Here is a 24,529-nt window from a genome sequence, read left to right on the forward strand (position 1 = left end):
TTATGGAAACGGTCGGCATGACAATTGGGAAGATTGAATGAGCTGGACCGACGAACGCATCGATACGTTGCGCAAGATGTGGGAAGCGGGGCAGACCGCGAGCCAGATCGCCGAGGAACTGGGCGGTGTCAGCCGCAACGCCGTGATCGGCAAGGCGCATCGCCTGGGGCTGCAATCGCGCCCGTCGCCGGTCAAGCCCAACGAGCCCGCCACTGCGGCCGCACCCAAGGCGGCTGCGCCCAAGCCGACCCCGCCTGCGCCGCGTCCGCCGGTCGAGCGAGTCGCACCCCCGGTCGTCGCTGCGCCGGTCGCCAAGCCCGAGCCTGAAGTCGTCGAAGACATCGAACTCGAAGCCGATGCAGAAGACGAGATCGAGGCACCCGTTGCGGTCGCCCGCCCTGCCCCGCCAATCCTGCGCTCGGTCGGCCCCGGTGGCTTTCTGCGTCAGGCGCCTGGCGAACAGCAGGCACCGATCACGCCCGCGCCGCCGCGCCGCCTCGTTCCCGCCAAGCCCTCGCCCGAAATGGCGGGCAAGACCACGTTGCTCGATCTCAGCGACAAGATCTGCAAATGGCCGATCGGCCACCCGGGCGAGCCCGACTTCCATTTCTGCGGCGAGAAGGTGAACCCCGGCTTCCCGTATTGCGTCGGCCATTGCGGCCACGCTTATCAGGCACAGCTGCCGCGCCGCGATCGTCGCCCGGCCCCGCCGCTCCCGTTCGGCGGCCCCCGCGCCCGCTGATCTGCGCGACAGGACAAAGAAAAGGGGTCGCCGACACACCGTTGGCGGCCCCTTTTGTTTGGGCTCTTCGATCACCGCGTCGCAGTTCGGCGATGGTGCTTGGCAGTATCCCCGCCCGCGCCGTATAGCCGCCTCATGCCAGAAGACCTGTTCGCCGCCACACCCAAGCCGATGACCGATTACGATGCCTCGTCGATCGAGGTGCTGGAGGGGCTGGAGCCCGTCCGGCGGCGGCCGGGCATGTATATCGGCGGCACCGACGAGCGCGCCTATCACCACCTCGCCGCCGAAGTGCTCGACAATGCGATGGACGAGGCAGTCGCGGGCCATGCCACGCGCATCGAGATCGAGCTGCACCCCGGCAACCGGCTGGTGATCATCGACAATGGCCGCGGCATCCCGGTCGATCCGCATCCGAAATTCCCCGGCAAGTCAGCGCTGGAAGTGATCCTCTCGACTTTGCATTCGGGCGGCAAGTTCGACGGCAAGGCTTATGCGACCTCGGGTGGCTTGCACGGGGTCGGCGTCAGCGTGGTCAACGCTTTGTCGTCCGACACGATCATCGAGGTGGCACGCAACCGCGAGCTTTATCGCCAGCGCTTCGCGCGCGGCGAAACGCTCGGGCCGCTGGAACATGTCGGTGCTGCCCCCAACCGCCGCGGCACCTCGGTCAGCTTCGTGCCCGATGCCGAGATTTTCGGCGCGGACATGCACTTCAAGCCCGCGCGGCTGTACAAGCTTGCCCGTTCCAAGGCGTATCTGTTCGCGGGCGTCGAAATCCGCTGGAAATGCGCGCCGGGCATCATCACCGACGACACGCCGCCCGAGGCGGTGTTCCAATTCCCTGGCGGCCTGGCCGACCATCTGCGCGAACAGATTGCGGCACGCGAATGCGCGACCACCGATTTCTTCGTCACCCGCCAGGATTTCCCCGGCGAAGCCGGCCGGGTCGAATGCGCCGTCGCCTGGCCGCTGTGGAGCGACGGATCGTATAGCTGGTATTGCAACACCATCCCCACCCCCGATGGCGGCACGCATGAAGCGGGGCTGCGCGCAGCGCTGGTGAAGGGCATCCGCGCCTTTGGCGATCTGGTCGGCCAGAAAAAGGCCAAGGACATTTCGGCCGAGGACATCATGACCGGCAGCGAACTGATGCTCTCGGTGTTCATCCGCGATCCGCAATTCCAGAGCCAGACCAAGGACCGCCTGACCTCCCCCGAAGCCGCCACGCTGGTCGAGCGCGCGGTGCGCGACCATTTCGACCATTTCCTCAGCGACAATATGGAGCGCGGCAAGGCGCTGCTGTCTTATGTCATCGAGCGCATGGACGAACGCCTTGCGCGGAAAGCCGAGCGCGAGGTAAAGCGCAAGACCGCGACCAGCGCGCGCAAGCTGCGCCTGCCCGGCAAGTTGACCGATTGTTCGTCCAACGGCCCCGAGGGCACCGAGATCTTCATCGTCGAAGGCGATTCGGCCGGCGGCTCGGCCAAGCAAGCGCGCGACCGCAAGACGCAGGCGATCCTGCCGATTCGCGGCAAGATCCTCAACGTCGCTTCGGCCACCTCGGCCAAGATCCACGCCAACCAGGAAATCGCCGACCTGATCCAGGCGCTCGGCTGCGGCACGCGCAAGGACTGTGTGGCGGACAATCTGCGCTATGAACGCGTCGTCATCATGACCGACGCAGACGTGGACGGCGCGCATATCGCCACGCTGCTGATGACCTTCTTCTTCCAGGAAATGCCCGAGATCGTGCGCGCGGGTCACGTCTATCTCGCGCAGCCACCGCTCTACCGCCTGACCGCCGGCACCAAGAGCCTGTACGCGATGGACGACGCCCACCGCGCACATCTGGAGGCGACCGAGTTCAAGGGCAAGAAGGTCGAGATCGGGCGCTTCAAAGGTCTCGGCGAGATGAACCCGATGCAGTTGCGCGAAACGACAATGGACCCGAAGTCGCGGGCGATGCTGCGCATCACCCTGCCGCAGGAATATGAAGAACGCGCGGTGGTAAAGGATTTGGTCGACCGGCTAATGGGCACCAATCCCGCGCATCGCTTTGCCTTCATTCAGGAAAATGCCGCGCGGATGGACGAAGACGCGATCGACGCTTGAGGGTTGCGGGACGGCTGCACACGAGAAGTGGACGATCTAGATCCGCTGTCTGGCACCGGAAGCGATGTTACCTTAGGATGGAAATCGAAAAAGTTGCTTTCAGTATGACGCCCGCGGGAAGCGAAAGTTGCGTCGGCCTACCACCCGATCTACGTTTCGAGCGATTAAGCATGGGGACATTGGATTCTGACATTTTATGGGCAAGCTAATGACGTCATCCACTGGATATGTGCTGGTCATATTGCTTTTGTCGTGCGCGCAGACCGCCCACGCGCTCCCAAATCGTTTCGACATTATTTGCACACCAGCGGCAAGCGCTCCACCAAATACGACCGATATTCTGCTAAAGATCGACACCGACGCTGGTATTTGGTGCTCTGAAAAGTGCCTTTCGAAAAATCATCTCGTACTTGCCGACGAATCCGAGTTGATACTGGAAGATGATCCGCTTTCGCCTGGAGATATATTTACGAAGCGCGTCGCATATTTTCCAAAAACCCACATTTTGCACAACGAAACCAAATATTCATTCAAAGAAAAAACATTAATAGAATATGACTGCGCCGAAAAGCAATTCTCTGGATTTTTTCCCGACAGATCACACGAGCCGAGTGTGTTGCAAGCTTATCCGGGTCCTGAAGATTACCCGCCAGAAGCCAAGCGTCGTGGCGTAAGCGGCCGTGTTACGGCCCAATTAAAAATTGATGCGACTGGAAAACTCATTTCTTGCAACATCGTTGCATCGAGTGGTTCATCAGACTTAGATGAGGGTACTTGTCAGTTTTTACGCAAGCGGGGCCGCTTCCTCGCAGGAAGGGACGCTGACGGCACTCCCGTTGCTGGCGAGATACGAAAGACGTTTAACTGGCATATGTAACCCGTTAACCTACCGCCCGCTTTCGCTGCCGTGTGATTAGACAGCCAATATCCGCAACGGGCGCTACTCCCCCATCCGCACGCGGTGGTATTTCATCCGAACCGCCACCCCCGCCACCACATGCAGCACCGCCATGCCGATCAGGAACAGCGGCAGGATCATCGGCAGTTGCGGCCAGTACCGCGCGCGCAGGCCCGCCAGCACCGCGCCGGCAATCGCCAGCGCGACGCCCATCCAGCGGATCGGTCGCGTGACCATGCGCAGTTCCTTTTGATAGGCGGCGCGCTCGGCGGGGTCGTTGAGGTTGGGGGGTGGCAATGCGGGGGTCATCGCGCGATCCAATCGCTGGCGAGCAAGCCCCACAAAAAGGTGTCGCGCACGCCGAGATGCGTTTCCCACTCTTCGCGCAGCCGCCCTTCCAGCGTGAAGCCAAGCGCCTTCAGCAGACCGTTCGAGGCGGTATTTTCGGGGTCGGTGTCGGCAATGACGCGGCGTTGCCCTTCGACGCGCAACACCTGATCGAGCACCGCACTCACCGCTTCGCGCGCTATCCCGCTGCCCCAGTGCTGGCGCGCGACCAAATAGCCGATCTCGGAGACGCCGGGCCGCTTCTCGCGCAGCGTGACGAAGCCGATGGCAGTGTCATCGCCCGCGAGCGTGATCGCCCACCCGCGAAACACCCGTTGAATGTCAGGCGATTTGGTGAGTTTGGCGCGAGTCTCCTCGATCGACTGATGCGGCCCGCTCGACCAGTAGGTCATCAACGCGGCATCGGCGAAAATCGGAAACAGCGCCTCGGCATCGTCCGGCGTCCGCTCCCGCAGACGCAGCCGTGCCGTTTCCAGTGTCGGAATCGGCTTCATGCCGTCAGCGCGTCGACCAGCGCCTTGACCTTTTTCTGCCGCCACTGCGGCAATGGCGCGACCAGCCAATAGCCCAGCCGATACGGCCGCGCCTCGCCCACCGCGACCACGCGCCCGGCCGCCAGATCGGTCGCCGCGAGCAGTTCGGGGATCGACGCGCGTCCTAGTCCCTGTGCTGCGGCATCCAGCGCCAGCCCGGCATCGGCCACGCGGACCAGCGACTCGGACGCGTCATCAACACAGCCAGGCCAGGAAATTCGGGTATCGGCCCCGCCGCCGGGCCGCTCGACCGTGACCATCCCGGCCGAGGCAATCGGCTCGCCCTCATGCTCGCCCGGGCCATCGCCCCAGCGAATCGCCAAATCGAGATTGGCCTCGGTGAAATCGATCGCGCCGCTGGTGCCGAAGGTATCGGACGAGATCAGCACGAAGCGCATTTCGCCGTCGGTCCGCGCGATGTCGGCCAGGCGCGGCATCAGCCATTTCTGGGTAAGGTCGCGCGGCGCGGCGATGGTCAGCGACTTGCTCGTCTGCCCGGCCTGCATCGCCCGCACGGCTTCCTCAAACTGCAGGAAACCCTCGCGCAGCGCGGCGAGCCCGCCTTCGCCTTCTGGGGTCAGTTCGAGCCCCTTGGTGGTGCGGCGGAACAGCACCACGCCCAGCGTATCCTCGAGCGCGCGGATCTGCTGGCCCACGGCAGCCGGCGTCACCGCCAGTTCGTCGGCGGCGCGCGTAAAGCTCAGATGGCGTGCCGCGGCATCGAGCACACGCATGCCATTGAGCGGGAGGTGCGTCCGCTTCATGCCCCCACCGCTGGCGCGATCAGCGCGAATCGCGGGATTTCCACGTCAAAGCCGGAGCCGTCCTCGCCCATCATGTGATAGCTCCCCAGCATCGACCCGGTCGAGGTCGAGAGCGGGCAGCCCGAAACGTAATCGAAGCTTTCGCCGGGGGCGAGCAAGGGCTGTTCGCCGATCACGCCCTCGCCCTCGACCGAATGGCGCGCACCGCGGCCATCGGTGATGACCCAGTGCCGCGTCAGCAATTGCACCGCTTGCGGCCCCGCATTTTCCAGCCGGATATGATAGGCCCAGAACCACCGGCCACGTTCGGGCTCGGACTGTTCGGGCAGGAAGCTAACCGCGACACGCACGATCACCCCGCGCGTCTCCGCGACGTACGGGAACAGCGCCTTCACGACCGCCGCCCGCTCATAAGCCGACCGCCGTCAGCGCGCGATCAAGGTCCTCGATCACGTCGTCAGCGTCTTCGAGACCAACGTTCAGCCGCAGCAGTCCCTCGGTCACGCCCATTTCCAGCCTTTTTTCTTCGGCCACACCCGAATGCGTGGTGGAGGACGGGTGTGTCATCAACGAGCGCGAATCGCCGATATTGTTGGAAATATCGACCAGTTGCAGCGCATCGAGCAGGCCGTGCGCCTGCTGGCGCCCTTCGACCTCAAACGCAAAAATCGGCCCGCACGCATCCATCTGGCGCATCGCCAGATTGTGCTGCGGGTGGCTCGGCAAGCCCGGATGCAGGATACGCGGCACGCGCGGCTCCAGGAAACGGCCGACCTTCAGCGCATTCTCCGACTGGCGACGAATGCGCAGGTCGAGCGTCTCCAGCCCCTTCAACACCACCCAGGCGTTGAACGCGCTGAGCGTCGGCCCCGTGTTGCGGGTGAAGGGCAGCAGCGTGTTGGTGATGAAATCCTCGGTGCCGCACACCGCGCCCGCCAGCACGCGCCCCTGCCCGTCCATCATCTTGGTCGCGCTATACGCGGTGACGTCGGCGCCAAACTCCATCGGCCGCTGCAGCGCCGGCGTGGCAAAGGCATTATCGACCACGCTGGTGATGCCGCGCGCGCGCGCGATGCCGCAGATCGCGCTCAGATCGGCAATGTCCATCGTCGGGTTGGCGGGGGTTTCGAAGAAGAACACCTTGGTGTTGGCCTTGGCCGCATCCTCGAATGCCTGCGGGTCGCGCGCATCCACCACGGTCGTCTCGATGCCGAATTTGGGCAGCAGCGTGTCGACCAGCCAGCGGCACGATCCGAACGCGGCACGCCCCGCCACGACATGGTCGCCGGTCTGGAGCTGGCACAGCAACACCGCAGTCATCGCCGCCATGCCCGTCGCCATCGTGCGGCACGCCTCGGCCCCTTCGAGCAAGGCGATACGTGCCTCGAGCATCTCGACCGTCGGGTTCTGCAGCCGCGAATAGGTCATGCCGATCTGATCACCGGCAAAGCGCGCCGCCGCATCGGCCGCGCAATCATAGGCGTAGCCCGAGGTGAGGAACAGCGCCTCGGAGGTTTCCCCCCATTCGCTGCGCGCGGTGCCGCCACGCACGGCTTGCGTTGCGGGGCGCCACTGGCGCGTGATGCTTTGGTCCTGGCCGGTACGACGTTTCATGCCCGCTGCTTTGCCGGGCGCGGGGGGCGCGCGTCAATGGGCGATGCGTTTGCAGCCGCTGCGGCTACCATCCGCCGCGCCTTGAAAGCGCCGAAGGGAAGACGGATAGAGACGCGCGTGACCCCTGCCCCATCCAATCCGTATCGCGCCGCCGCGCTGCTCGCGATGCTGTCGCAAGCGCTGTTCTGCTTTCGCCTGAGCGTGCCGACCAAGCTGATGTTCGACGAGGTGCATTATGTGCCCGCCGCGCGGCACCTGATCGCACTGAGCGGGCCGGTCAATATCGAACACCCCTTGCTCGCCAAGGAGATCATCGCGGGCGGGATCCTGTTGCTCGGCGACAATAGCCTGGGGTGGCGGTTCTTCTCGACGCTGGCGGGCACGGCGACCGTGCTCGGCGTGTTCGCGATTCTGTGGCTGATGCTCGGGCGGCTGCGCCCGGCGGTGTTCGGGGCTTTGTTCGCATTGTTCAACGGCACGGTTTTCATTCAGGCTCGGATCGCGATGCTCGATGGCTATATGGCTGCGTTCACAGTGCTCGGCATCGCCGCCTTGCTGTGGGCGATGCGCGCCGAGTCGAGCGGGACGGCCTGGTCGCGCTGGGTCTTGGGCAGCGTCCTGCTGGGTCTCGCCGTTGCCGCGAAATGGATCGCCGCGCCGTTCGTCGCTTATGCCGCGATCGCTTTTGTCGCGGTGCGGCTGAACGATGCGCGGCGTGACGGGCGATCGATCTATGCCGCGCTCAACGCCCGCCCGATCGGCGGCATCCATCGACACTGGCCGGGCATGGCGGCGATCCCGGCGATTCTGGTGCTGGGGACGGTCAGCATCGCCACCTATTTCGCGACCTTCGCCCCCGCCTTTTTCTACACGGTGCAGCCGATGACGCTGGCCAAGCTGCTGCCGTTTCAAATGCAGATGTATGGCCAGCAAACGCAAGTCCTGCCGCATCACCCCTATCAATCGGCTTGGTGGACCTGGCCGGTGATGGTCCGGCCGATCTGGTATCTGTACGAACGCGTCGATGGCGCGCAGCGGGGGGTGTTGCTGGTCGGCAATCCGGCGGTACTGTGGGGCGGATTGGTCGCGGTCGCGGCGTGCCTGTACGGCTGGTGGCGAACGCGCGCGCCTGCGTTGCTGACGGCGGTGGGGCTGTGGCTCGGCAGTTACGTGATCTGGGCGATCATCCCGAAATCGCTTGGCTTTTTCTATTATTATTATCTGCCAAGCATCTTCCTGTGCGTCGCACTGGCGGTATCGCTCGACCATTTCGCGCGCGGCACGCGCTGGGATACGCGCTTCCTGCTCCTGGTCCTCGCACTGTTCGCGCTCTTCTATCCGGTGCTGTCGGCCATGCCGTTATGGGGGCCCAACGCCTTCCATTTCTGGACCTGGTTTCCGAGCTGGGTTTAGACCCCCCGTTCGCCCTGAGCCTGTCGAAGGGTCCCTCCGCAGGGAAGCCGCTCGCTTGGGGGCGGGGCTTCGACAAGCTCAGCCCGAACGGGACTTGGATGATCGCGTTTGGGCGAAAGCGACTCTAATACCGCCCCCACACGAAGCGCGACGACAGCGCGTAATTCCACACCGCCGCCACCACGATTCCCGCCAGCGCCGGGGCCGCCCACGCTCCGTGCTGCACGCTGAACAGGAACGCCGCGACCCCCACATTGGCGGCAGCGCCCACGGCGCAGACGAGACAGAACGACACCCAGCCATCGAGCAATTGCCGCGCGCCCTTCAGCCGCCGCTCGCGATAGGTCAGTGCGTTGTTGAGGAAGAAGTTGAAGGTCATCGCCACGCCCGTCGCGACGATCGTCGCGGCTAGGAAATTGAGCCCCTCCGCGCGGAACAGCGTCCATAACACCGCCAGGTGGACCAGCGCGCCCAGCGCGCCGATGGCCGAGAACATCACGAACCGCACCGGCACGATCCGCCCGAACAGCCGGTCGTACAAAGCGATCAGAAACTCCATCGCCACGACATGGTCGAGCTTGCTCTCGCCTTCGCTGCGCAGGCGGAATGTGTAAGGCAGTTCCAGAAATGTGAGCGGTCGCGGGCTAGCGGTCATGATGTCGAGCAGGATCTTGAAGCCGATCGCCGACAGGCCCGGCACCAGCGCGCGCGCCACGGCGGTGCGGATCATGAAGAAGCCGCTCATCGGGTCGCTGAGATCGGCCTTCAGCACATAGCGGGACAGCCGCGTCGCCAGCGCCGATTTCGCCACGCGGTCCTGATCCCAATCCCCCGTGCCCCCGCCCGCCACGAAGCGCGATCCGATCACCAGATCGAGCGCGCCATCCGCCTGCAAGGCATCGAGCATCTGCGGCAGCAACGTCTCGTCATGCTGTAAATCGCCATCGATCACCGCGACCGCCGGTGCCGCAGTCGCGCAGATCCCCTCAATGCACGCCGAGGACAGGCCGCGCCGCCCGATCCGCTGGATCACGCGCACCCGCGAATCGCGCAGGGCAAGATCGCGCGCTGCCTGCGCGGTGCCGTCGGGGCTGTCGTCATCGACGAAGATCGCTTCCCAGCGTCGACCGGCCAGCGCCGCATCGAGCTTGGCGATCAACACTGGAACATTGCGCAGTTCGTTGAAGGTCGGGATGACCACTGCGAGTTCCAGTGTCTCGCTCATTGCAAAGCAGCCAGTACCGCGTCGCCCATCGCCGCTGTCGAATGCGTTCCGCCCAGATCCGGCGTGCGCGCGCCGTCCGCAATCGCCGCGATCACCGCCGCCTCGATCCGCTGCGCCGAGGCTTCATCCGCCAGCGAGTGCCGCAGCAGCATCGCCGCCGACAGGATCGCCGCGCACGGATTCGCCTTGCCCTGCCCTGCAATGTCCGGCGCCGAGCCGTGGATCGGCTCGTACAGCCCGCACGTCCCCTGCCATTCATTGAGCGAGGCCGAGGGCAGCATCCCGATTGAGCCGACGCACATGCTCGCCTGATCGGACAGGATGTCGCCGAACAGATTGCCCGTCACGATCACGTCGAACGCGCCGGGGTTGCGCACCAACTGCATCGCGGCATTGTCGACATACATGTGCGTCAGCTTCACCTCGGGGTAATCGAGCGCGATCTCGTTGACCACTTCACGCCACAATTGCGAGGTTTCCAGGACATTGGCCTTGTCGACCGAGGTGAGGATACGCTTGCGCCGCTGCGCCATTTCAAACCCGACGCGGACGATGCGGGCGACCTCGACCTCGTCATAGCGCATCAGGTCATGCCCTTCGCGCAGGCCGGTATGCGTGATGCTGCGGCCCTTATCGCCGAAATAGACGTCGCCGGTGAGTTCGCGCACGATCACCATGTCGATCGCACGCGCTACTTCCGGGCGGAGCGCGGAGGCATCCTCCAGCCCGGGAAACATCTTGGCCGGGCGCAAATTGGCAAACAGGCCGAGCGCCTTGCGCAAGCCGAGGATTGCCTGTTCGGGACGAAGTGCGCGCTCCAGCCCGTCCATCTCGGGATCGCCGACCGCGCCGAACAGGATCGCATCGGCACGCTTGGCCAGCGCGAGCGTCTCGGGCGGCAGCGGGTGGCTGGTCTGGCGATAGGCGGCCCCACCGACCGGTGCGCTCTCGAACGTGTGGCCAAGGTCGAGCGCTTCGAGCACACGGCGCGCCTCGTGCGTGACCTCGGGGCCAATGCCGTCTCCGGCGAGAAGTGCGATCAATGCCACGGGGCGACCTCCATTATGTTGCGCAGGGCAATGCCGAGGCGAAGCGTCTCACGCAACCGCCCTTTTCAACCGATCGACCAGCCGCGCCCGCGCATCGAGCGGCGCGGCGCGGCGATCGACCAGGATTTGCCGCTCCAGCGCGTCGCCGGTGAGCGCGAGCGCGGCGAGAATATCGTCCCAATCGGGCGCGACGCCCGTGGTCAGCGCGCTCGGCAGCGTGTCCCGCTCCAGCCCGTACCCAAGCTCCGCCAGCAGCAGCAGTTCATAGCGCGCCAGCGCCAGCGCCCAGCCGCGCGCAGCGGGCGCGGATTCGACCGCCGTGATCGTCCCGTCGAGCGCAGCATACAGCCGCGGATAGGGTTGCGCCTCGGGCAAGGCAGCAGCGGTCAGCGTCGTCACCCAATCGAGCGCGGCGGCGGGCAGCGGCTCGGCATAAAGCGGCGCGCGGCTGGTGACGAGTTCCACGCTCAGGCTGGCAAGCTGATCATCGGTGCGCGCACGCCATTCGCCGATCACACGGTTGGCCGGTTGCAGGATCGGCCGGATGCGACTGGAACGCCCACCCCGCACATAACCGGCCTGCAAGCCATGCTCGGCGGTGAGCGCCCGCACGATCGCGCCATGCTCGCCATGATGGCGGATCGCGAGGATCAGGGCTTCGACACGGACATGCATGGCGGCGGTGTAACGCGGGGGTGGGTTTTCGCCAGCCCTTGGCGTGGGCGATAGGGGATTTGGTGATTTGGCTTAGATTGGTGTGAACCCACCGTTGATTAATCGGGACCGTTGCATTCCATGCTGTCAAAGCGGTCAGTAGCGGGATCATAAATCGCGTTGATGATCCCGCAGCCGCCATCGCTCGCTTCAAGCATCGATCGAACATCAATCCATTGCCGGTCACCGGCCTTTGGCGTCGAAGTCATGTCAACGTAATCGGTAAAGAAAATTGCGATCTTGCCGTCGTAGCGGCGGGCATAATACCGGGCATAGTCACGTAGCGGATGGGCCTTCGGAGGCATCACAATCCTAAGGTCGATAGCGTCCATCAAGGCGATACGCTCACCTTCCGAAGGTTGCGAACAGGCCGACGCCATGGCTAGCAAAAACGCGGATAAAAGCTTCATGGTCGAGCCATTTTCGCGTGCACCCTTTGCCTGTAACTGGTGGTTAGCTGCTGTTCAAGAACGCGGTATCTCGGACACCGAAGGCGGTGACCTCACGGCCGTCATCGCCAGCAGTTGTCGCATAATCGAGTAGACCAACGGCATCGCAAGCGAGCGGTCTTCCATCAGCCCAAGTAATTCGCAACCGATCTAAATTGAGAAGCTCGCGCCCCTCCAAAACTGTGGCGTGCTCGCTTGGAATGTAATCCCCGTTCGGACGAAATATCCCAAACGCAACTGCCATCCCATAATCCCAACCGGTGAAGGCCACTGCTCCAATGACAGTGGTTCCGACCTCAACGATGAATGGCTTTGGCGGCGGCATGCATGGAATATAGCGGTTTCACGAATGACCACAATTGGGCGAAACCAGAAATACCGCAGTCCGGCATCGCCCCTACATGCCATATTTGTCGGCTCATCCCGTCCGTCAATCGCTGCCAACCAATCCCTACCGCCGCACCCGCTTCGCCAGCGCCTCCAGCCCCAGCCGCGCGACCGCGCGCTTGCCCCACGCCGCGCTGCGGTCGAACACATCGAGCGCCACCATCGTCGCGCGATTGGCGAGTGAGGGGCGCAGCAGCAGCAAATCGAGACAGGCGACCCCATGCGTGGCGAAGCTGCGCTTGTGCTGGCCGTCGCCCTCGGTGAAATCGAACTGCGTGAGGCCCGGCTCGGTATAAAGATCGCGCATCGCCTCCAGCATCAGCACCGCGCCCGGCGACAGATCGTTGAACGCCGGATCATGCCCGACATGGTCATAGCGCACGATCCCTCCCGCGACCGGGCAATACAGATAGGCGGCAGGTTCCCCGGCGATACAGAGCAGCCACGCGCGCACCAAACCCGCCGCCGCCAGCGCGTGCAGGCTTTGCAGAAACGCCGCATCCTCCGGCAGACCGCCGCCGAGCAAGCGCTCCTGATACGTGCGCCGCGATATGCCGCGCGCGATGTCGTGGAAGCGCTGCATCTCCTCGGGCGTGCGGAACCGCCGTACGTCGAGCAGGCCGCCTGACACCTCCATCACCCGCCGTGTCTTGCGCTTCAGGCCGGAGCGCGTGTTGCCCGACAGCGCGGCCTGATAGGCGTCGAACCCGATGCCGAGATCGGCATAATGCCGCGTATAGCGTTGCCGCACCTGCGCGATCATGCCCGGTGCCGCCGCCACCACGGCCTCGAGCTGCACGGCAGGCAAGGAGGTGACGAGATAGCCATGCGCCCGCGCGGAAAGCGGCGGCAATGTGGGCGCTTCCCCGTCCAGCACCTGCCCCAGCGACAAGGGCACGCGCACCAACTGCCGTTCCACGGCGGCCAAGGTCCGCGCGCCGATCTGGAACCGCAAGGGCAGCGGCTCCGCCCTGTTCATGCGGCCCGTTCCGCGACCATGTTGGACCATAATTGCTCGGCCTGACGCCAGCGCGTGCGCAGCGGATCGGGGCCGAGCGGAACGTCATATTGCCCGAGCCGCAACGCCGGACGGTCGGCGAAATGCACCGTCGGCATTTCGGTGGCGCGTTCGGCGAGCAGCGCGCACAACGCCTCGAAGCGGCGGACATGCACGGCATTGGGCCGCGTGCCCGCGCGGTTGGCGAGTTCGAAACCGTGGCTGACGATCGTCACCGCCGCATGGCGCTGGTCGCGCGCATGGTCGAGCGCGGCGCGCATCTCGCCCGCCGACAGCGCGCAGATCTGGAAATTGCGGAAGGCTCCCGCCCGCTCCTCGATCAGCGTCACCGGCACCTCGATCATCCCGCGATGCGCGAGCGGCGCGATTTGCGCGCTCGGCAGGTCGATCGCGCTCGGCCAGGGGTGTTCGCTGCCATTGTGGCTCGAATCATAGACGAAGCCGAGTTCGGCGAGCGCGGTCAGCGTATCGGCATTGGCGCTATACGATCCGCCGCGAAACGCGATCGGGTGCGGCGCGCCCGTCGCGACGAGCAACTCGGTTGCGCCGCGAATCAAGTCGCGTTGTTCGGCAAGACTATATTCGACCAGCTCGAATCGCGCCGCCCGCGCGCCCTTGTCGCCCGCCACCGCAGCGGTCCAATTCGGATGCAGATGCAGTTGCACCTCCTGCCCGGCCGCGAGGATCGTTTCCACGATCGCCCGGACGGGCGCGAGCCCAAAGGTCAGTGCCGGCATTGGATCGACGAAGAAGCACGCCTTCAATCCGTACCGCGCAAGCACGTCCAGTTGATACGACACCCCGACGCCCGCCGGTTCCAGCGACCGCGCGAAAATCTCGGCCCCGACCAGCCCGTCGGCGTGGTGGCGCCACATCAATTCCGTGTCGACGGTCAGGAAAACAGGAGAGGTCATCCCGTCGGCACGTAAAGCGACGGGATGAAGATTTCACCAACCCAACAAACATTGCGCCAGCGCTAAGACATCAGTCTCCGGTCAGGATCCGATCGACCAATTGCTTCACCGTCGGCACAAACCCGTTGGAATAAAACGGATCGCGCTTGAACTGATACGCACCGTGGCCGGCAAACATCAGATTCTGTTCGACATCGCCGCCATGCGCAATGTCCTGCAGCGTCTTCTGGATGCAGAAGCTGCGCGGATCGGCCAGGCGTCCGGTCGAATTGGTCTCGGTGTCCGACCAGGACGAGAACGCGCACTGGCTGAGGCAGCCCATGCAATCCGCCTGATCCTTGCGGATCACGCCCTTGTCCTCGGGCGTGACGAAGACCAGCGTGTTGTCAGGCGTCTTCAGCGCATCGGTAAAGCCCTCGCCGAACCACTGGCGCGCGCGCAGCAGGTCGTTGCGCGTCACCCAGAAGTTCTTGCCCTTCACGCCCACGTCGAGCTGGAAGACATGGTCGCCGGCACTTTGCGTCGAAAAGGCGATCTGCCGTTCCGAGCGCGCCTGCAAATGCCGCAGGAACGGGTTGAGCACCGCACTCGAATAAAAACCGGTCGGGGAGAAGCGGTGCAGCAGCACTTCGCCTTCCTCGATATGGGTCAACCGCGCCTTCCACGCATCGGGAATCGGGCTCTCTTGAGTCAGCAGCGGCCGCGTACCGAATTGGAAGGCGATCGTGCCGAGCTCGGGATTGTCGATCCAGTCGGACCAGTCGCGTAAGTACCACACGCCGCCCGCCATCACGATCGGCACGCTGTCGGCAATGCCACCCTCACGCATCGTCTCGCGCAGCGCCTTGACGCGCGGATACGGGTCCTGCGGGACGAGCGGGTCTTCCGCATTGGATAGGCCGTTATGGCCGCCCGCCAGCCACGGATCCTCATACACCACCGCCGACAGCCATTCCGCCGCCTTGGAATAAGCGCGCTTCCACAGCGCGCGGAAGGCGCGGCCCGAGCTGACGATCGGCAGATAACTGACTTCGTAAGACGCCGCGATCTCGCTCAATTTATAGGGCATGCCGGCACCACAGGTGACCCCGGCAACCATCCCGCGCGTGCGTTCCAGCACGCCGTGCAGGATGCGCTGCGCCCCGCCCATTTCCCACAGCACATTGATGTTGATCGCGCCCTTGCCACCGGCAATGTCGAACGCGCGGCGCACTTGCTGCACCGCCCCCTCGATCGCATATTCGATCAACTCCTCATGCCGGTCGCGGCGGGTGAGCGCCTTATAGACTTGCGGGATGATCTTGCCGTCGGGATCATAACTGTCGGCATTGACGGCCGAAACCGTGCCGATACCGCCCGCCGCCGCCCAGGCCCCCGCGCTCGCGTGGTTGGTCGCAGCGACGCCCTTGCCACCCTCGACCAGGGGCCAGACCTCGCGGCCGCCATAGACGATGGGCTTCAAACCTTTGAACAACGTGACGGCCTCCGACTTAAACTACGTTCGATATACGCTTTGGATGCACTGACGGGCAAATCGTCAATTAGACGAAGGCCTCCGGCCGCCCGATCACCGCGCCATATAAGGCGGCGTACCGGGCGATCATGGTGGCCTCGTCATACTCGGCCACCGCCTTGCGTCGGTTGAGCTCGCCGAGCCATCGCCGCCCTTCCGGGTCCGATTTGGCCAGCGCCTCCAGGGCATCGCGGATCAACACCTCATGCCCGCGCTTCTCGATGAAGCTGGCATTGTCGGGCACGACCATGCGCAGCACGTCGCCGACCGGAGTGGAGACGATCGGCAGCCCCGCCGCCATTCCCTCGATCACGCAGATCGGGAATTGCTCGGATTTGGACGACAGCGCGAGAATGTCGAAATGCCCGATATATTCATGCGGGCGCGGCAGGAAACCGGGCAGCACCAACTGGTCCTGCATCCCCATCCGCTCGGCGGTATCGAGAATCGCCTGCCGCTCAGGGCCTTCCCCCACGATCACCAGCCGCACGCGCGACGACATACCGCCGACCGCGCGCACCAGCATCGGCAAGTCCTTGACCTCGCGCAGCCCGGCGACGGTGCCGATCACGATCTCGCCCGGCTTGCGCTTGAAGCCGGGGATCGCATTGGGCTTGGGCTTTTGCGCATAGAGCGCGGTGTTGATGCCATTGGCGATCCGGTGGACACGCTCGCGCGGCTGTTTCCACGTTTTCAGCGCAATGTCTTCCAGCGTTTCGGAGGGCACCACCAGCGCCGCCGCCTTGGTCAGCGCGAAGCGGCGATAAAGGTTGCGCGTCGGCTTCAACCCCTCGGCTTCGTCGGCGTTGAAGCCGTCCTCATGATGCACCAGCGGCGGCACCCCGACCGACGACACGCGCCGCGCCATCGCCCCGTCGATCGCACCCCAATTATAGGTCAGCACCAAATCGAAGCGGCGCATATAGGCCGCGATCGCTTCATAGCGCTTGACCGAGGGACCGCCGGTCAGCGGCGGCGGGTTCTGCGCGATCTCATAGTCGATGCCCGTAGCGATCGCGTCGCGGGCACCATACTGGCCGTCCATGCTCGACACGATCGTGTGGCGCGCACGGTCGCCAAGGGCGTTCATCAGGCGCACCGCGCGCGCCTCCTTCCCGCCCAGCGAAAAGGTGGAGTGCAGATGCAGAATGTTGACCGGACGCGCCATTTGGCCGCGCGTTAGCGACAAATGACGCCCGCGTCATCTCCCCCTCTTGAAAGCCCGCACAACGATCCATATTGTTGGGGTGCGGACCGGGCCCCTCTGGCGAGGGCTGAATAAGCCCTCGTGATGTCGGACCGCATCGAGCTCGCTCGGTGCAGGACGGCCCATGACACCGTCCCCGCCCCGAAACAGCCCGATCGATTTCACCATCGACGAAGAGGCTGCTGCCATGACCAAAATGATCGACCGCCTGACCGCCCTCCACCGCGCGATCGACGCCGCCGTTGCGCGCGAGCGTGCGCGTTTGGCCCCCGACCCCTTGCACATCGCCGCGCTGAAAAAGCGCCGTCTCGCGATCAAGGACCACCTTCATCGCGCGCGCACCCGGCGCGCGCCAGCTACCGCATAAAGGACCCTCGACCGTGCAACCCAATGTCTATCGCACCATCCCCAATACCGTCGCCGCGCGCGACGAGGGGCTTCGCCGCTACATGCTCGGCATTTATCGCAACATGGGGATCGGCCTGGCGCTGACCGGGCTGGTCGCGATGGGCGTTGCCTCGACGCCCGCGCTGGTGGCGCTGATCTTCGGCACCCCGCTCAAATGGGTGGCGATGTTCGCGCCGCTCGCCTTCGTGATGTTCTTCTCGTTCCGCATCGACCGGATGACCACCTCGGGTGCCCGCACCACCTTCTTTGCCTTCGCCGCCGTAATGGGCGTGTCGATGGCGAGCATCTTTTTGGTGTTCACCGGCACCAGCATCGCGCAGGCGTTCTTTACCGCCGCCGCGCTGTTCGCCGGCATGAGCCTGTGGGGCTACACCACCCAGCGCGACCTGACCCGGATGTCGACCTTCCTGATGGTCGGCCTGATCGGCGTGATCGGCGCGAGCCTGGTCAATCTGTTCATCGGCTCGTCGGTGTTGCAGACGGTCGTTTCGGTCGCCGGCGTCGTCGTCTTCACTGGCCTCACCGCCTGGGACACGCAGCGCCTGAAGAGCGAATATTTCGCATATGCCGGGACCCAAGCCGCCGAAATGCTGGCGATCATGGGGGCGCTGTCGCTGTACCTGAACGTCATCAACCTGTTCCAGCTGTTGCTGGGCCTGATGGGCCAGCGCGAGGAATAAGCCCTTACCCCCTCCCGCTACTGCGGGAGGGGCTCGCTCAGGCGAAGGCCGATTTCGGGATATGCGTGATGCGGCACGCGAGATCGGCCTCGCCGCTGGCGACGACATAATGGTCGCCCGCATCGACGATGCCCGTCGTGAACACGACATTGTCGATATACATCAGCTCTTTGATGGGGTCGGTCAGCGCCGGATTGGCTTCGATCAGCGGATCGTGGCTGGTGCGAAGCACCACGCTTGGGTCATCCCCGTCCAGCAGCGACCAATACGTGCGGTAAATGCCGACCACGCCCGACGGCTCGACCCCGTGCCACAAAGTGAGCCAGCCCTCGGGCGTCGCGATCGGCGGGGCACCGCCGCCCATCCGCGCCGTCGCCATCGTCGCGGCGTGGGGGCGGATGCCGGGCTTGTCATACGGCTTCCAATGCAGCGCATCGGGCGAACTGGCGAGGTTGATCGACGGTCCCGCACGCCATTCGCTGCCCGGCGGATAGGCGAAATACAAATCGCCCAAAGGCCGCGTCTGCGCCCAATACTTACCGTCGATCTGCCCCTCGAAGATCAGCATGTCCTTATTCTGGTGATCGAGCACGATCCCCTCGAGCGTCCAGTCGAGCGCATTGTCGGAGGTGTAGAGCGTGGTCGAATGCCGCTCCGGGCTGACCGAGCAGGTCGTCATGAAATAACGATCACCAACCTTGCTGATCCGCGCATCCTCGACGCCATAGCATTGATAGGACGCGCGCGGCGTCACCGCCTTGTCGTAATGCACAGCCTCGACGCGGGTGCCGTCGGGATTGAGTTCGACTGGCAGCAACCAAGATAGCGAGGTCAGCGCCATCACCTTCCACCCGCCGCCGCGCATCATGAATTTGCGCGGGTCGGAGGTATCAACGAAATCGAGCGGCCAGGCATCGAGGCAATAGCCGCCATCGAACCAGCGCAAGGCGTTGATATGCTGCTCTGCCATCGGCGTGCGCAGCGCCTCCGCCACGCGCACCATCAGCAACAGATTGCCATTGGGTAGGCGCGTCATGCCGGGATTGAACGCGCCGAGCACATAAGTCTCGGCATCGACCTTGCCCGCGAGCGGCGATCGCGCGAGGTCGACATCGGCGGGTCCGAAGATCAGCGCATCATGGGAAAAGGTCATCGAAAATCCTGCCTTGGCTGCGTCATGGCCATGCGACCGCCACAGCACGCAGACGCCTCACGTCGCTGCCGGTTCCGCTGCGATGCGGGCGAGCAGCCGGTCGACCCCGGCGACAGCGGCAGGCTCGTTCAGCGTCGGCGCGTGGCCGATATCCGGCAGCGTCACCAGTTCGGCCTGGTCGAGCGCCGCTTTCATCCGCTCCGCCGTCGCCGCCGCGAGGATATCCGACTTGCCGCCGCGCACGATCAGCGTCGGCACAGTCTTGAGGCGATCAAGCGCACGCCACATATCGGGGCCTGCTTCATTGCCTGGGACCCGAAACGGCTCGGCAATCTTCATGTCGTAATCGAGCACGATCCGCCCGGCACTGTTGAGCCGGTACAGCCGCTTGGCCATCGCCAGCCAGTCCTCCAACTGGTAGGTCGGAAACACGTCGCCATTGGCCTCGGCAACCGCGCGCGCAGCGTGGACCCAGGTCGGCCAGGTGTTGGATTTGCCGACATAGCTGCGAATCCGCGACAGGCCTTCAGGGCTGATTTCCGGGCCGACATCATTCAACACGGCCCCCGCCAGCGTCTCGCGCGCCGTGCCCGCCAGCAACATCGTCACGATCCCGCCAAGCGACGTTCCGATCGCGATATAGCGCGGGACGGCCAGTTCGCCGAGCAGTCCCTCTATATCCTGCACATAAGTGAGCGGGACATAGCTCATCGGATCCTTGGCATAGCCGCTCTCGCCGCGTCCGCGCAGGTCGACCGCGATCACCCGCCACTGCGGCGACAGCCGCCGCGCGAGCTCGTCATAATCGCGCGCATTGCGCGTCAGGCCGGGCAAACACAGGATCGGCGGGCGATCGGCCGACCCCGGATAATCGCGATAATGCAGCCGCACCCCGTCATTCGACCACCAATATCGATTTTCATAAGGCGACATGGTCAGATCCTGGGGTTGCGTCCTGCGGTCGGCACCCTCCATATCCACGCATGAGCATCACCCCGCAAGCATATGCGCCGCAAAGCGCGATCCTCGAACTGGGGGATGCCTTTTACGATCCCGTCGCCGCCGCCGACTTCCCCGAAACGCGACTGCGCTTCCGCAACCATCGCGCGGCGCAGGACGTCGGGCTTGATGCGATGGGGGACGACGAATGGCTGCGGCATTTCGGGCGTTTCGCACCCCTGCCGGGCAACCTCGCCGAGCCGCTGGCCCTGCGCTATCACGGCCACCAATTCCGCGTGTATAATCCCGAGATTGGTGACGGCCGCGGCTTTCTGTTCGCGCAGATGCGCGACAGGCGCGGGCGGCTGATGGATCTTGCCACCAAGGGATCGGGCACGACGCCGTGGAGCCGCTTCGGCGACGGGCGGCTGACGCTTAAGGGCGGCGTGCGCGAAGTGCTCGCCACCGAAATGCTGGAAGCGCTGGGCGTCGAAACCTCGCGCAGCTTCTCGCTGATCGAAACCGGCGAGGCGCTGGAACGCGGTGACGAGCCCTCGCCCACGCGTTCGGCGGTGCTGGTGCGGCTGAGCCACGGGCACATCCGCATCGGCACCTTCCAGCGCATCGCCTATCTGCGCGATGCCGAGAACATGACGCGGCTGGTCGAATATGTCCTGCGCAACCTCTATGACGAGGCACCCGGCGAGAACGCCGCCGAGCGGTTGCTCGATCTCGTGGTCGGTCGCGCCGCCACTTTGGCCGCGAGCTATATGGCGGCAGGGTTCGTCCACGGCGTGCTCAATTCGGACAACATCAATGTCACCGGCGAAAGCTTCGATTACGGCCCGTGGCGATTCGCGCCGACGTGGGACCCGAGCTTCACCGCCGCCTATTTTGACCATGCCGGGCTTTATGCCTTTGGTCGCCAGCCCGAAGCGATCCATTGGGACGTGATGCAGCTCGCGGTCAGCCTGCGCACGATCAGCGCGGCCGAGCCGCTGATCGCGGTGCTGGAAAGTTTCCCTGAGCGCTATCAGCTGGCTGTATCCCGCGCGATTTTGTGGCGGCTGGGCGTCACGCCACGCGACCCGCAGCAGGACCGCGCACTGGTGCAGACGATCGAACGCGCGCTGCGCACCAGCGAGCGCGGTATCGACCGCTTCTTCTTCGAAACATTCGGCGGCATAGCGCCCGAAGGCGAGACCTTTGCCGAAGTGCGCGCTGCGCTTGCGCCGTATGGTGCCCGCAAGCCGCGCGACCATCGTTATTGGCAGGGCGAACCCTGTTCGATGCTGATCGACGAGGTCGAGGCGATCTGGGCGGCGATCGATCAGCAGGACGATTGGCAGCCTTTCCACGCCAAGATCGCGCGCATCCGCGAGATGGGCGACGCGTTGGCGTAACCCATTGTGAGCGAACCGCCGCAAGCGGTGTGGATTCGCGTACGATTCTGGGGCAGAGAAGCTGATAAATGTCTTCTGAACTTCTTTCCTTCGAACCCGCGACCGGTGCCACTTTGTGGCGTGGCGCGATTGGCGATGTCGATGCCGAGGTTGCTACCGCCCGGGCGAGCTGGGCAAGCTGGGCGGCACAGCCCCTCGCCTATCGCATCGAGGCGTTGCGCCGTGTCGCCAATGTCGTGCGCGCGCGCGCCGATGCCTTTGCCGATCTGATCGCACGCGAAACCGGCAAACCGCTGTGGGAAGCGCGCACCGAAGTCGAAACCGTGATCGCCAAGGTCGACATTTCCGTGACCGCCTATGCCGAGCGCACGCCCCAGCGGCGGCTCGATTCGCAAATGGGCGGGCGCATGGCGTTGCGGCACAAGCCACATGGCGTGCTCGCGGTGCTCGGGCCCTATAATTTCCCGGCGCATTTGCCCAACGGCCACATCGTGCCCGCCTTGCTCGCCGGTAATGCGGTGGTGTTCAAGCCGTCCGAAAAAACCCCGGCCTCGGGCGCATTTCTGGTCGACTGTTTCCATGCCGGCGGCGTGCCCGAGGGGTGCATCCGCTTGCTGATCGGGGGTGCCAACGAAGGCAAGGCGCTTGCCGCGCATGATGGCATTGATGGTCTGCTGTTCACCGGATCGGCGCATACCGGGATCGCGCTCAACCGCGCGTTCGCGACGCGGCCTGAAAAGATCCTCGCGCTCGAAATGGGTGGCAACAACCCGATCGTGGTGTGGGATTCGCCCGATTTGCCTTCTGCGGCGATCATCATCGTCCAGTCGGCCTTCACCAGCGCAGGCCAGCGTTGCACCGCCGCGCGCCGCCTGATCGTCGACGAAAAGCTGTACGAACCGCTGATGGCGGAAGTGACCAAGCTGGTCAGCCGCATCATCGTCGACGAGCCCCACGCTACGCCCTCCCCCTTCATGGGGCCGGTGATCGACAATGAGAGCGCGGATTTGCTCAGCGAGAGTTTTCTCGAGCTGATGATGCGCGGCGGTCGACCGATCCGACATCTGGAGCGCCCGATCGCGGATCGCCCGTTCCTGCGCCCGGCCTTGATCGACACGACCGAGATGAACGATCGCCCCGACATCGAGTTGTTCGGCCCGATCCTGCAAGTCATCCGCAAATCGAGCTTCGAGGATGCCATCGCCGAAGCGAACAATACGCGCTATGGCTTGTCCGCGTCGCTGCTCAGCCAGAATCCGGCATTGTACGATCAATTCTGGGCCAATGCCCGGGCTGGGATCGTCAATTGGAACAAGCCGACCAACGGGGCTTCTTCCGCCGCGCCGTTCGGGGGCATCGGTTGGTCGGGCAACCACCGCCCGAGTGCCTATTACGCAGCGGACTATTGCGCCTATCCCGTCGTCTCGAGCGAGGCCGACCAGGCGCGCGCATCGATCGGCGTCGGATTGCGCGACGCATAGCGCAGCCAGCGGTCGCGCCATCGCGAGTTGAGCCCAACCGTTGATCGCAAAATCAGGAACTTACGCGCGGGCTGGGCTTTTGCCTGTTCGTGAAAAACGCTGACTCTGCCGACTGCAACTCGCCCCGCGCCCGCAAGCTGAAAACCGAATCGGACAATTGCCTCGCCATCGCGATCCGTGAACGCGACAGCGAGGTGGCCGCCTTGCTGATTGACGAAGCCGCCAAATTGGCGCGTCGATCGAAGGAACTGGCGACAAAGGGATGATCGCCTAGCGCGATAGTGGGGAAAAGCTCTCCTACCCCGCCCCCAAGCAACCTTGAATTGCCCAAGCGTTCGGTGCAGCCCATCTGACAACGATGGCAACGCTTCTCGATCCCACTGCGCGCGGGCGCGTCATTCTCGTCGGCGCGGGCCCGGGCGACCCGGGATTGCTGACGGTCCGCGCGGTCGCCGCGCTCGAAAGCGCGGATGTCGTCGTGCATGACGGGTTGATCGACGCCCGCGTGCTCGACCTCGCTCCGGCGACTGCGCAGCGTATCTCCGTGGCGAAGCGGCGGGCGCGGCACACTTTGCCGCAGGACGCGATCAATGCCCTGATCGTCGCGCATGTGAAGACGGGTGCGATCGTGGTTCGGTTGAAAGGCGGCGATCCGTTCATTTTTGGGCGTGGCGGCGAAGAGGTCGAGGCGGTGCGTGCCGCCGGCCTTCCCGTCGAGGTCATCCCCGGCGTATCGGCAGCGCTTGGCTGCGCGGCCGAGGCGATGTTGCCGCTCACCCACCGCGACCATTCGAGTGCGGTCAGCTTCGTCGCCGGGCAGTGCAAGGGGCTAGCCGATCAGGATTGGTCGGGGCTGGCGGGCAAGGGCCGTACGCTCGTCATCTATATGGGCGTGGCCACCGCCGCCGACATCGCGGACAAATTGATGCGCGATGGCGTCGCGCCGGAAATGCCGGTCGCGGTGCTCGAACGCGGCACGCTTGACGGCCACCGCGCGATCCGCACGCTGCTCGCCGATCTGGGATCGATGGTCGAGCGCGAGAACGTCGCCTCCCCCGCGATCATCGTGGTGGGCGAGGTTGTCGATCTGTCCGATGCCGAAGACAAATTGGGCCGCTGGGCCCGCATTGCGGAGTCTGTTGCTTGAAACTGCTGACCGGAAACGATTTGCCCACGGGGGATGTGCTGTGGTGGACGGGTTCTGCCTGGTCGCGCCATGTCGAGGACGCGGGCGATGTCGGCGACCAGGGCGAGAGCATCGCCCGCGCCGAGGAAGGCGCGCGCCGTGTCAACGGAGCCTATGTCATCGATGCGACCGCCACGCCCGAAGGCCCCCGCCCCGCCCATATCAAAGACCGCGTCCGCGCTTTGGGGCCGACCGTGCGGCCTGACCTGACCTTGAAGCCTGCCGACCCTGCCGCAGGAAGCTGGGTCATATGATCTTTTGGCACGCGAAGGCGCGAAGGCGCGAAGATGGTTTGGTTCGCGCGGAGACGCGGAGACGCGGAGCGGCAACGGTCGCTGCACACTCCCGCGTCAGCGGGCAGCGTCGCGTCTGCCGC

General features: G+C 64.6%; 26 protein-coding genes. 11 read left to right on the forward strand and 15 right to left on the reverse strand.

What is annotated here, in order from left to right:
* The first annotated feature begins 37 nt into the window (after nucleotides 1-37).
* The 3 genes from H4W01_RS12790 to H4W01_RS12800 all read left to right on the forward strand — a co-directional run bounded on the left by H4W01_RS12790 (nucleotide 38) and on the right by H4W01_RS12800 (nucleotide 3,734).
* On the forward strand, nucleotides 38-742 hold the full coding sequence (locus tag H4W01_RS12790; protein WP_209611400.1) for a GcrA family cell cycle regulator: 705 nt from the start codon (nucleotides 38-40) through the stop codon (nucleotides 740-742).
* Between the two features lie 135 nt (nucleotides 743-877).
* On the forward strand, nucleotides 878-2,857 hold the full coding sequence (parE, locus tag H4W01_RS12795; protein WP_209613355.1) for a DNA topoisomerase IV subunit B: 1,980 nt from the start codon (nucleotides 878-880) through the stop codon (nucleotides 2,855-2,857).
* A gap of 208 nt (nucleotides 2,858-3,065) precedes the next feature.
* Nucleotides 3,066-3,734: an energy transducer TonB gene (locus H4W01_RS12800; protein WP_209611402.1), complete on the forward strand. Its 669-nt coding sequence runs from the start codon at nucleotides 3,066-3,068 to the stop codon at nucleotides 3,732-3,734.
* Nucleotides 3,735-3,797: 63 nt separating this feature from the next.
* On the opposite strand, the gene H4W01_RS12805 is transcribed toward H4W01_RS12800, so the two are convergent.
* The 5 genes from H4W01_RS12805 to H4W01_RS12825 are packed head-to-tail and all read right to left on the reverse strand — an operon-like array spanning nucleotide 3,798 to nucleotide 7,014.
* Nucleotides 3,798-4,064 carry a hypothetical protein gene (locus H4W01_RS12805; protein ID WP_209611404.1) on the reverse strand — a complete coding sequence of 89 codons (267 nt, stop codon included), beginning with the start codon at nucleotides 4,062-4,064 and terminating at the stop codon, nucleotides 3,798-3,800.
* Entirely contained in the window at nucleotides 4,061-4,597 is a 537-nt protein-coding gene (locus tag H4W01_RS12810; RefSeq protein WP_209611406.1) for a GNAT family N-acetyltransferase, read from the reverse strand. The genes H4W01_RS12805 and H4W01_RS12810 overlap by 4 nt, the downstream gene beginning before the upstream one ends.
* Nucleotides 4,594-5,400 (reverse strand): LysR family transcriptional regulator, encoded by an 807-nt coding sequence (locus H4W01_RS12815; protein ID WP_010403865.1) that lies wholly within the window; start codon nucleotides 5,398-5,400, stop codon nucleotides 4,594-4,596. The genes H4W01_RS12810 and H4W01_RS12815 overlap by 4 nt, the downstream gene beginning before the upstream one ends.
* Nucleotides 5,397-5,795 (reverse strand): Co2+/Mg2+ efflux protein ApaG, encoded by a 399-nt coding sequence (gene apaG, locus H4W01_RS12820; protein ID WP_209611409.1) that lies wholly within the window; start codon nucleotides 5,793-5,795, stop codon nucleotides 5,397-5,399. The genes H4W01_RS12815 and apaG overlap by 4 nt, the downstream gene beginning before the upstream one ends.
* A 13-nt stretch (nucleotides 5,796-5,808) precedes the next feature.
* Entirely contained in the window at nucleotides 5,809-7,014 is a 1,206-nt protein-coding gene (locus H4W01_RS12825; RefSeq protein WP_209611411.1) for a trans-sulfuration enzyme family protein, read from the reverse strand.
* A gap of 117 nt (nucleotides 7,015-7,131) precedes the next feature.
* Between H4W01_RS12825 and H4W01_RS12830 the strand changes: the two genes are divergently transcribed.
* Nucleotides 7,132-8,427 (forward strand): phospholipid carrier-dependent glycosyltransferase, encoded by a 1,296-nt coding sequence (locus H4W01_RS12830; protein WP_209611422.1) that lies wholly within the window; start codon nucleotides 7,132-7,134, stop codon nucleotides 8,425-8,427.
* A gap of 124 nt (nucleotides 8,428-8,551) precedes the next feature.
* Here H4W01_RS12830 and H4W01_RS12835 read toward each other — a convergent pair whose 3' ends face one another.
* The 8 genes from H4W01_RS12835 to H4W01_RS12870 all read right to left on the reverse strand — a co-directional run bounded on the left by H4W01_RS12835 (nucleotide 8,552) and on the right by H4W01_RS12870 (nucleotide 16,864).
* Entirely contained in the window at nucleotides 8,552-9,652 is a 1,101-nt protein-coding gene (locus H4W01_RS12835) for a glycosyltransferase (RefSeq protein ID WP_209611425.1), read from the reverse strand.
* On the reverse strand, nucleotides 9,649-10,701 hold the full coding sequence (gene leuB / locus H4W01_RS12840; RefSeq protein WP_209611427.1) for a 3-isopropylmalate dehydrogenase: 1,053 nt from the start codon (nucleotides 10,699-10,701) through the stop codon (nucleotides 9,649-9,651). Before leuB ends, H4W01_RS12835 begins: the two co-directional genes overlap by 4 nt.
* 48 nt (nucleotides 10,702-10,749) lie before the next feature.
* Complete coding sequence (gene recO / locus H4W01_RS12845) at nucleotides 10,750-11,376, reverse strand: DNA repair protein RecO (RefSeq protein ID WP_209611429.1); 627 nt, start codon at nucleotides 11,374-11,376, stop codon at nucleotides 10,750-10,752.
* 98 nt (nucleotides 11,377-11,474) lie between these two features.
* Nucleotides 11,475-11,825, reverse strand: a complete 351-nt coding sequence (locus H4W01_RS12850; RefSeq protein WP_209611431.1) for a hypothetical protein — start codon at nucleotides 11,823-11,825, stop codon at nucleotides 11,475-11,477.
* A gap of 490 nt (nucleotides 11,826-12,315) precedes the next feature.
* The gene (locus H4W01_RS12855; protein WP_209611434.1) at nucleotides 12,316-13,230 is read right to left on the reverse strand and encodes a GNAT family N-acetyltransferase; all 915 of its coding nucleotides are present in this window, start codon (nucleotides 13,228-13,230) and stop codon (nucleotides 12,316-12,318) included.
* The gene (locus tag H4W01_RS12860) at nucleotides 13,227-14,183 is read right to left on the reverse strand and encodes a polysaccharide deacetylase family protein (protein ID WP_209611436.1); all 957 of its coding nucleotides are present in this window, start codon (nucleotides 14,181-14,183) and stop codon (nucleotides 13,227-13,229) included. The genes H4W01_RS12855 and H4W01_RS12860 overlap by 4 nt, the downstream gene beginning before the upstream one ends.
* Before the next feature lie 70 nt (nucleotides 14,184-14,253).
* Nucleotides 14,254-15,657 (reverse strand): NAD(P)H-dependent flavin oxidoreductase, encoded by a 1,404-nt coding sequence (locus H4W01_RS12865; RefSeq protein ID WP_010403882.1) that lies wholly within the window; start codon nucleotides 15,655-15,657, stop codon nucleotides 14,254-14,256.
* A 67-nt stretch (nucleotides 15,658-15,724) separates the two neighbouring features.
* Entirely contained in the window at nucleotides 15,725-16,864 is a 1,140-nt protein-coding gene (locus H4W01_RS12870; RefSeq protein WP_209611438.1) for a glycosyltransferase, read from the reverse strand.
* 163 nt (nucleotides 16,865-17,027) lie between these two features.
* Between H4W01_RS12870 and H4W01_RS12875 the strand changes: the two genes are divergently transcribed.
* Both H4W01_RS12875 and H4W01_RS12880 read left to right on the forward strand, forming a co-directional pair.
* Complete coding sequence (locus H4W01_RS12875; protein WP_334685259.1) at nucleotides 17,028-17,270, forward strand: YdcH family protein; 243 nt, start codon at nucleotides 17,028-17,030, stop codon at nucleotides 17,268-17,270.
* 82 nt (nucleotides 17,271-17,352) lie between these two features.
* Complete coding sequence (locus H4W01_RS12880; RefSeq protein ID WP_334685431.1) at nucleotides 17,353-17,991, forward strand: Bax inhibitor-1/YccA family protein; 639 nt, start codon at nucleotides 17,353-17,355, stop codon at nucleotides 17,989-17,991.
* Between the two features lie 37 nt (nucleotides 17,992-18,028).
* On the opposite strand, the gene H4W01_RS12885 is transcribed toward H4W01_RS12880, so the two are convergent.
* Nucleotides 18,029-19,144, reverse strand: coding sequence for a glycosidase (locus tag H4W01_RS12885; protein ID WP_209611443.1), 1,116 nt, complete (start codon nucleotides 19,142-19,144; stop codon nucleotides 18,029-18,031).
* Nucleotides 19,145-19,201: 57 nt separating this feature from the next.
* Entirely contained in the window at nucleotides 19,202-20,077 is an 876-nt protein-coding gene (locus H4W01_RS12890; RefSeq protein WP_209611445.1) for an alpha/beta fold hydrolase, read from the reverse strand.
* A gap of 50 nt (nucleotides 20,078-20,127) precedes the next feature.
* Between H4W01_RS12890 and H4W01_RS12895 the strand changes: the two genes are divergently transcribed.
* From H4W01_RS12895 to H4W01_RS12915, 5 genes are all read left to right on the forward strand, one after another.
* Entirely contained in the window at nucleotides 20,128-21,486 is a 1,359-nt protein-coding gene (locus H4W01_RS12895) for a protein adenylyltransferase SelO family protein (RefSeq protein WP_209611447.1), read from the forward strand.
* 68 nt (nucleotides 21,487-21,554) lie between these two features.
* Nucleotides 21,555-22,967, forward strand: a complete 1,413-nt coding sequence (astD, locus tag H4W01_RS12900) for a succinylglutamate-semialdehyde dehydrogenase (protein WP_209611449.1) — start codon at nucleotides 21,555-21,557, stop codon at nucleotides 22,965-22,967.
* An 89-nt stretch (nucleotides 22,968-23,056) separates the two neighbouring features.
* Nucleotides 23,057-23,233, forward strand: coding sequence for a hypothetical protein (locus H4W01_RS12905; RefSeq protein ID WP_334685260.1), 177 nt, complete (start codon nucleotides 23,057-23,059; stop codon nucleotides 23,231-23,233).
* A gap of 92 nt (nucleotides 23,234-23,325) precedes the next feature.
* Nucleotides 23,326-24,114, forward strand: coding sequence for a uroporphyrinogen-III C-methyltransferase (gene cobA / locus H4W01_RS12910; protein ID WP_209611451.1), 789 nt, complete (start codon nucleotides 23,326-23,328; stop codon nucleotides 24,112-24,114).
* Nucleotides 24,111-24,407: a DUF2849 domain-containing protein gene (locus tag H4W01_RS12915; protein WP_209611454.1), complete on the forward strand. Its 297-nt coding sequence runs from the start codon at nucleotides 24,111-24,113 to the stop codon at nucleotides 24,405-24,407. Before cobA ends, H4W01_RS12915 begins: the two co-directional genes overlap by 4 nt.
* Nucleotides 24,408-24,529 lie beyond the last annotated feature (122 nt).

This window comes from Sphingomonas sp. PL20, from assembly GCF_017875905.1.
GTDB classification, from domain to species: Bacteria; Pseudomonadota; Alphaproteobacteria; order Sphingomonadales; family Sphingomonadaceae; genus Sphingomonas; species Sphingomonas echinoides.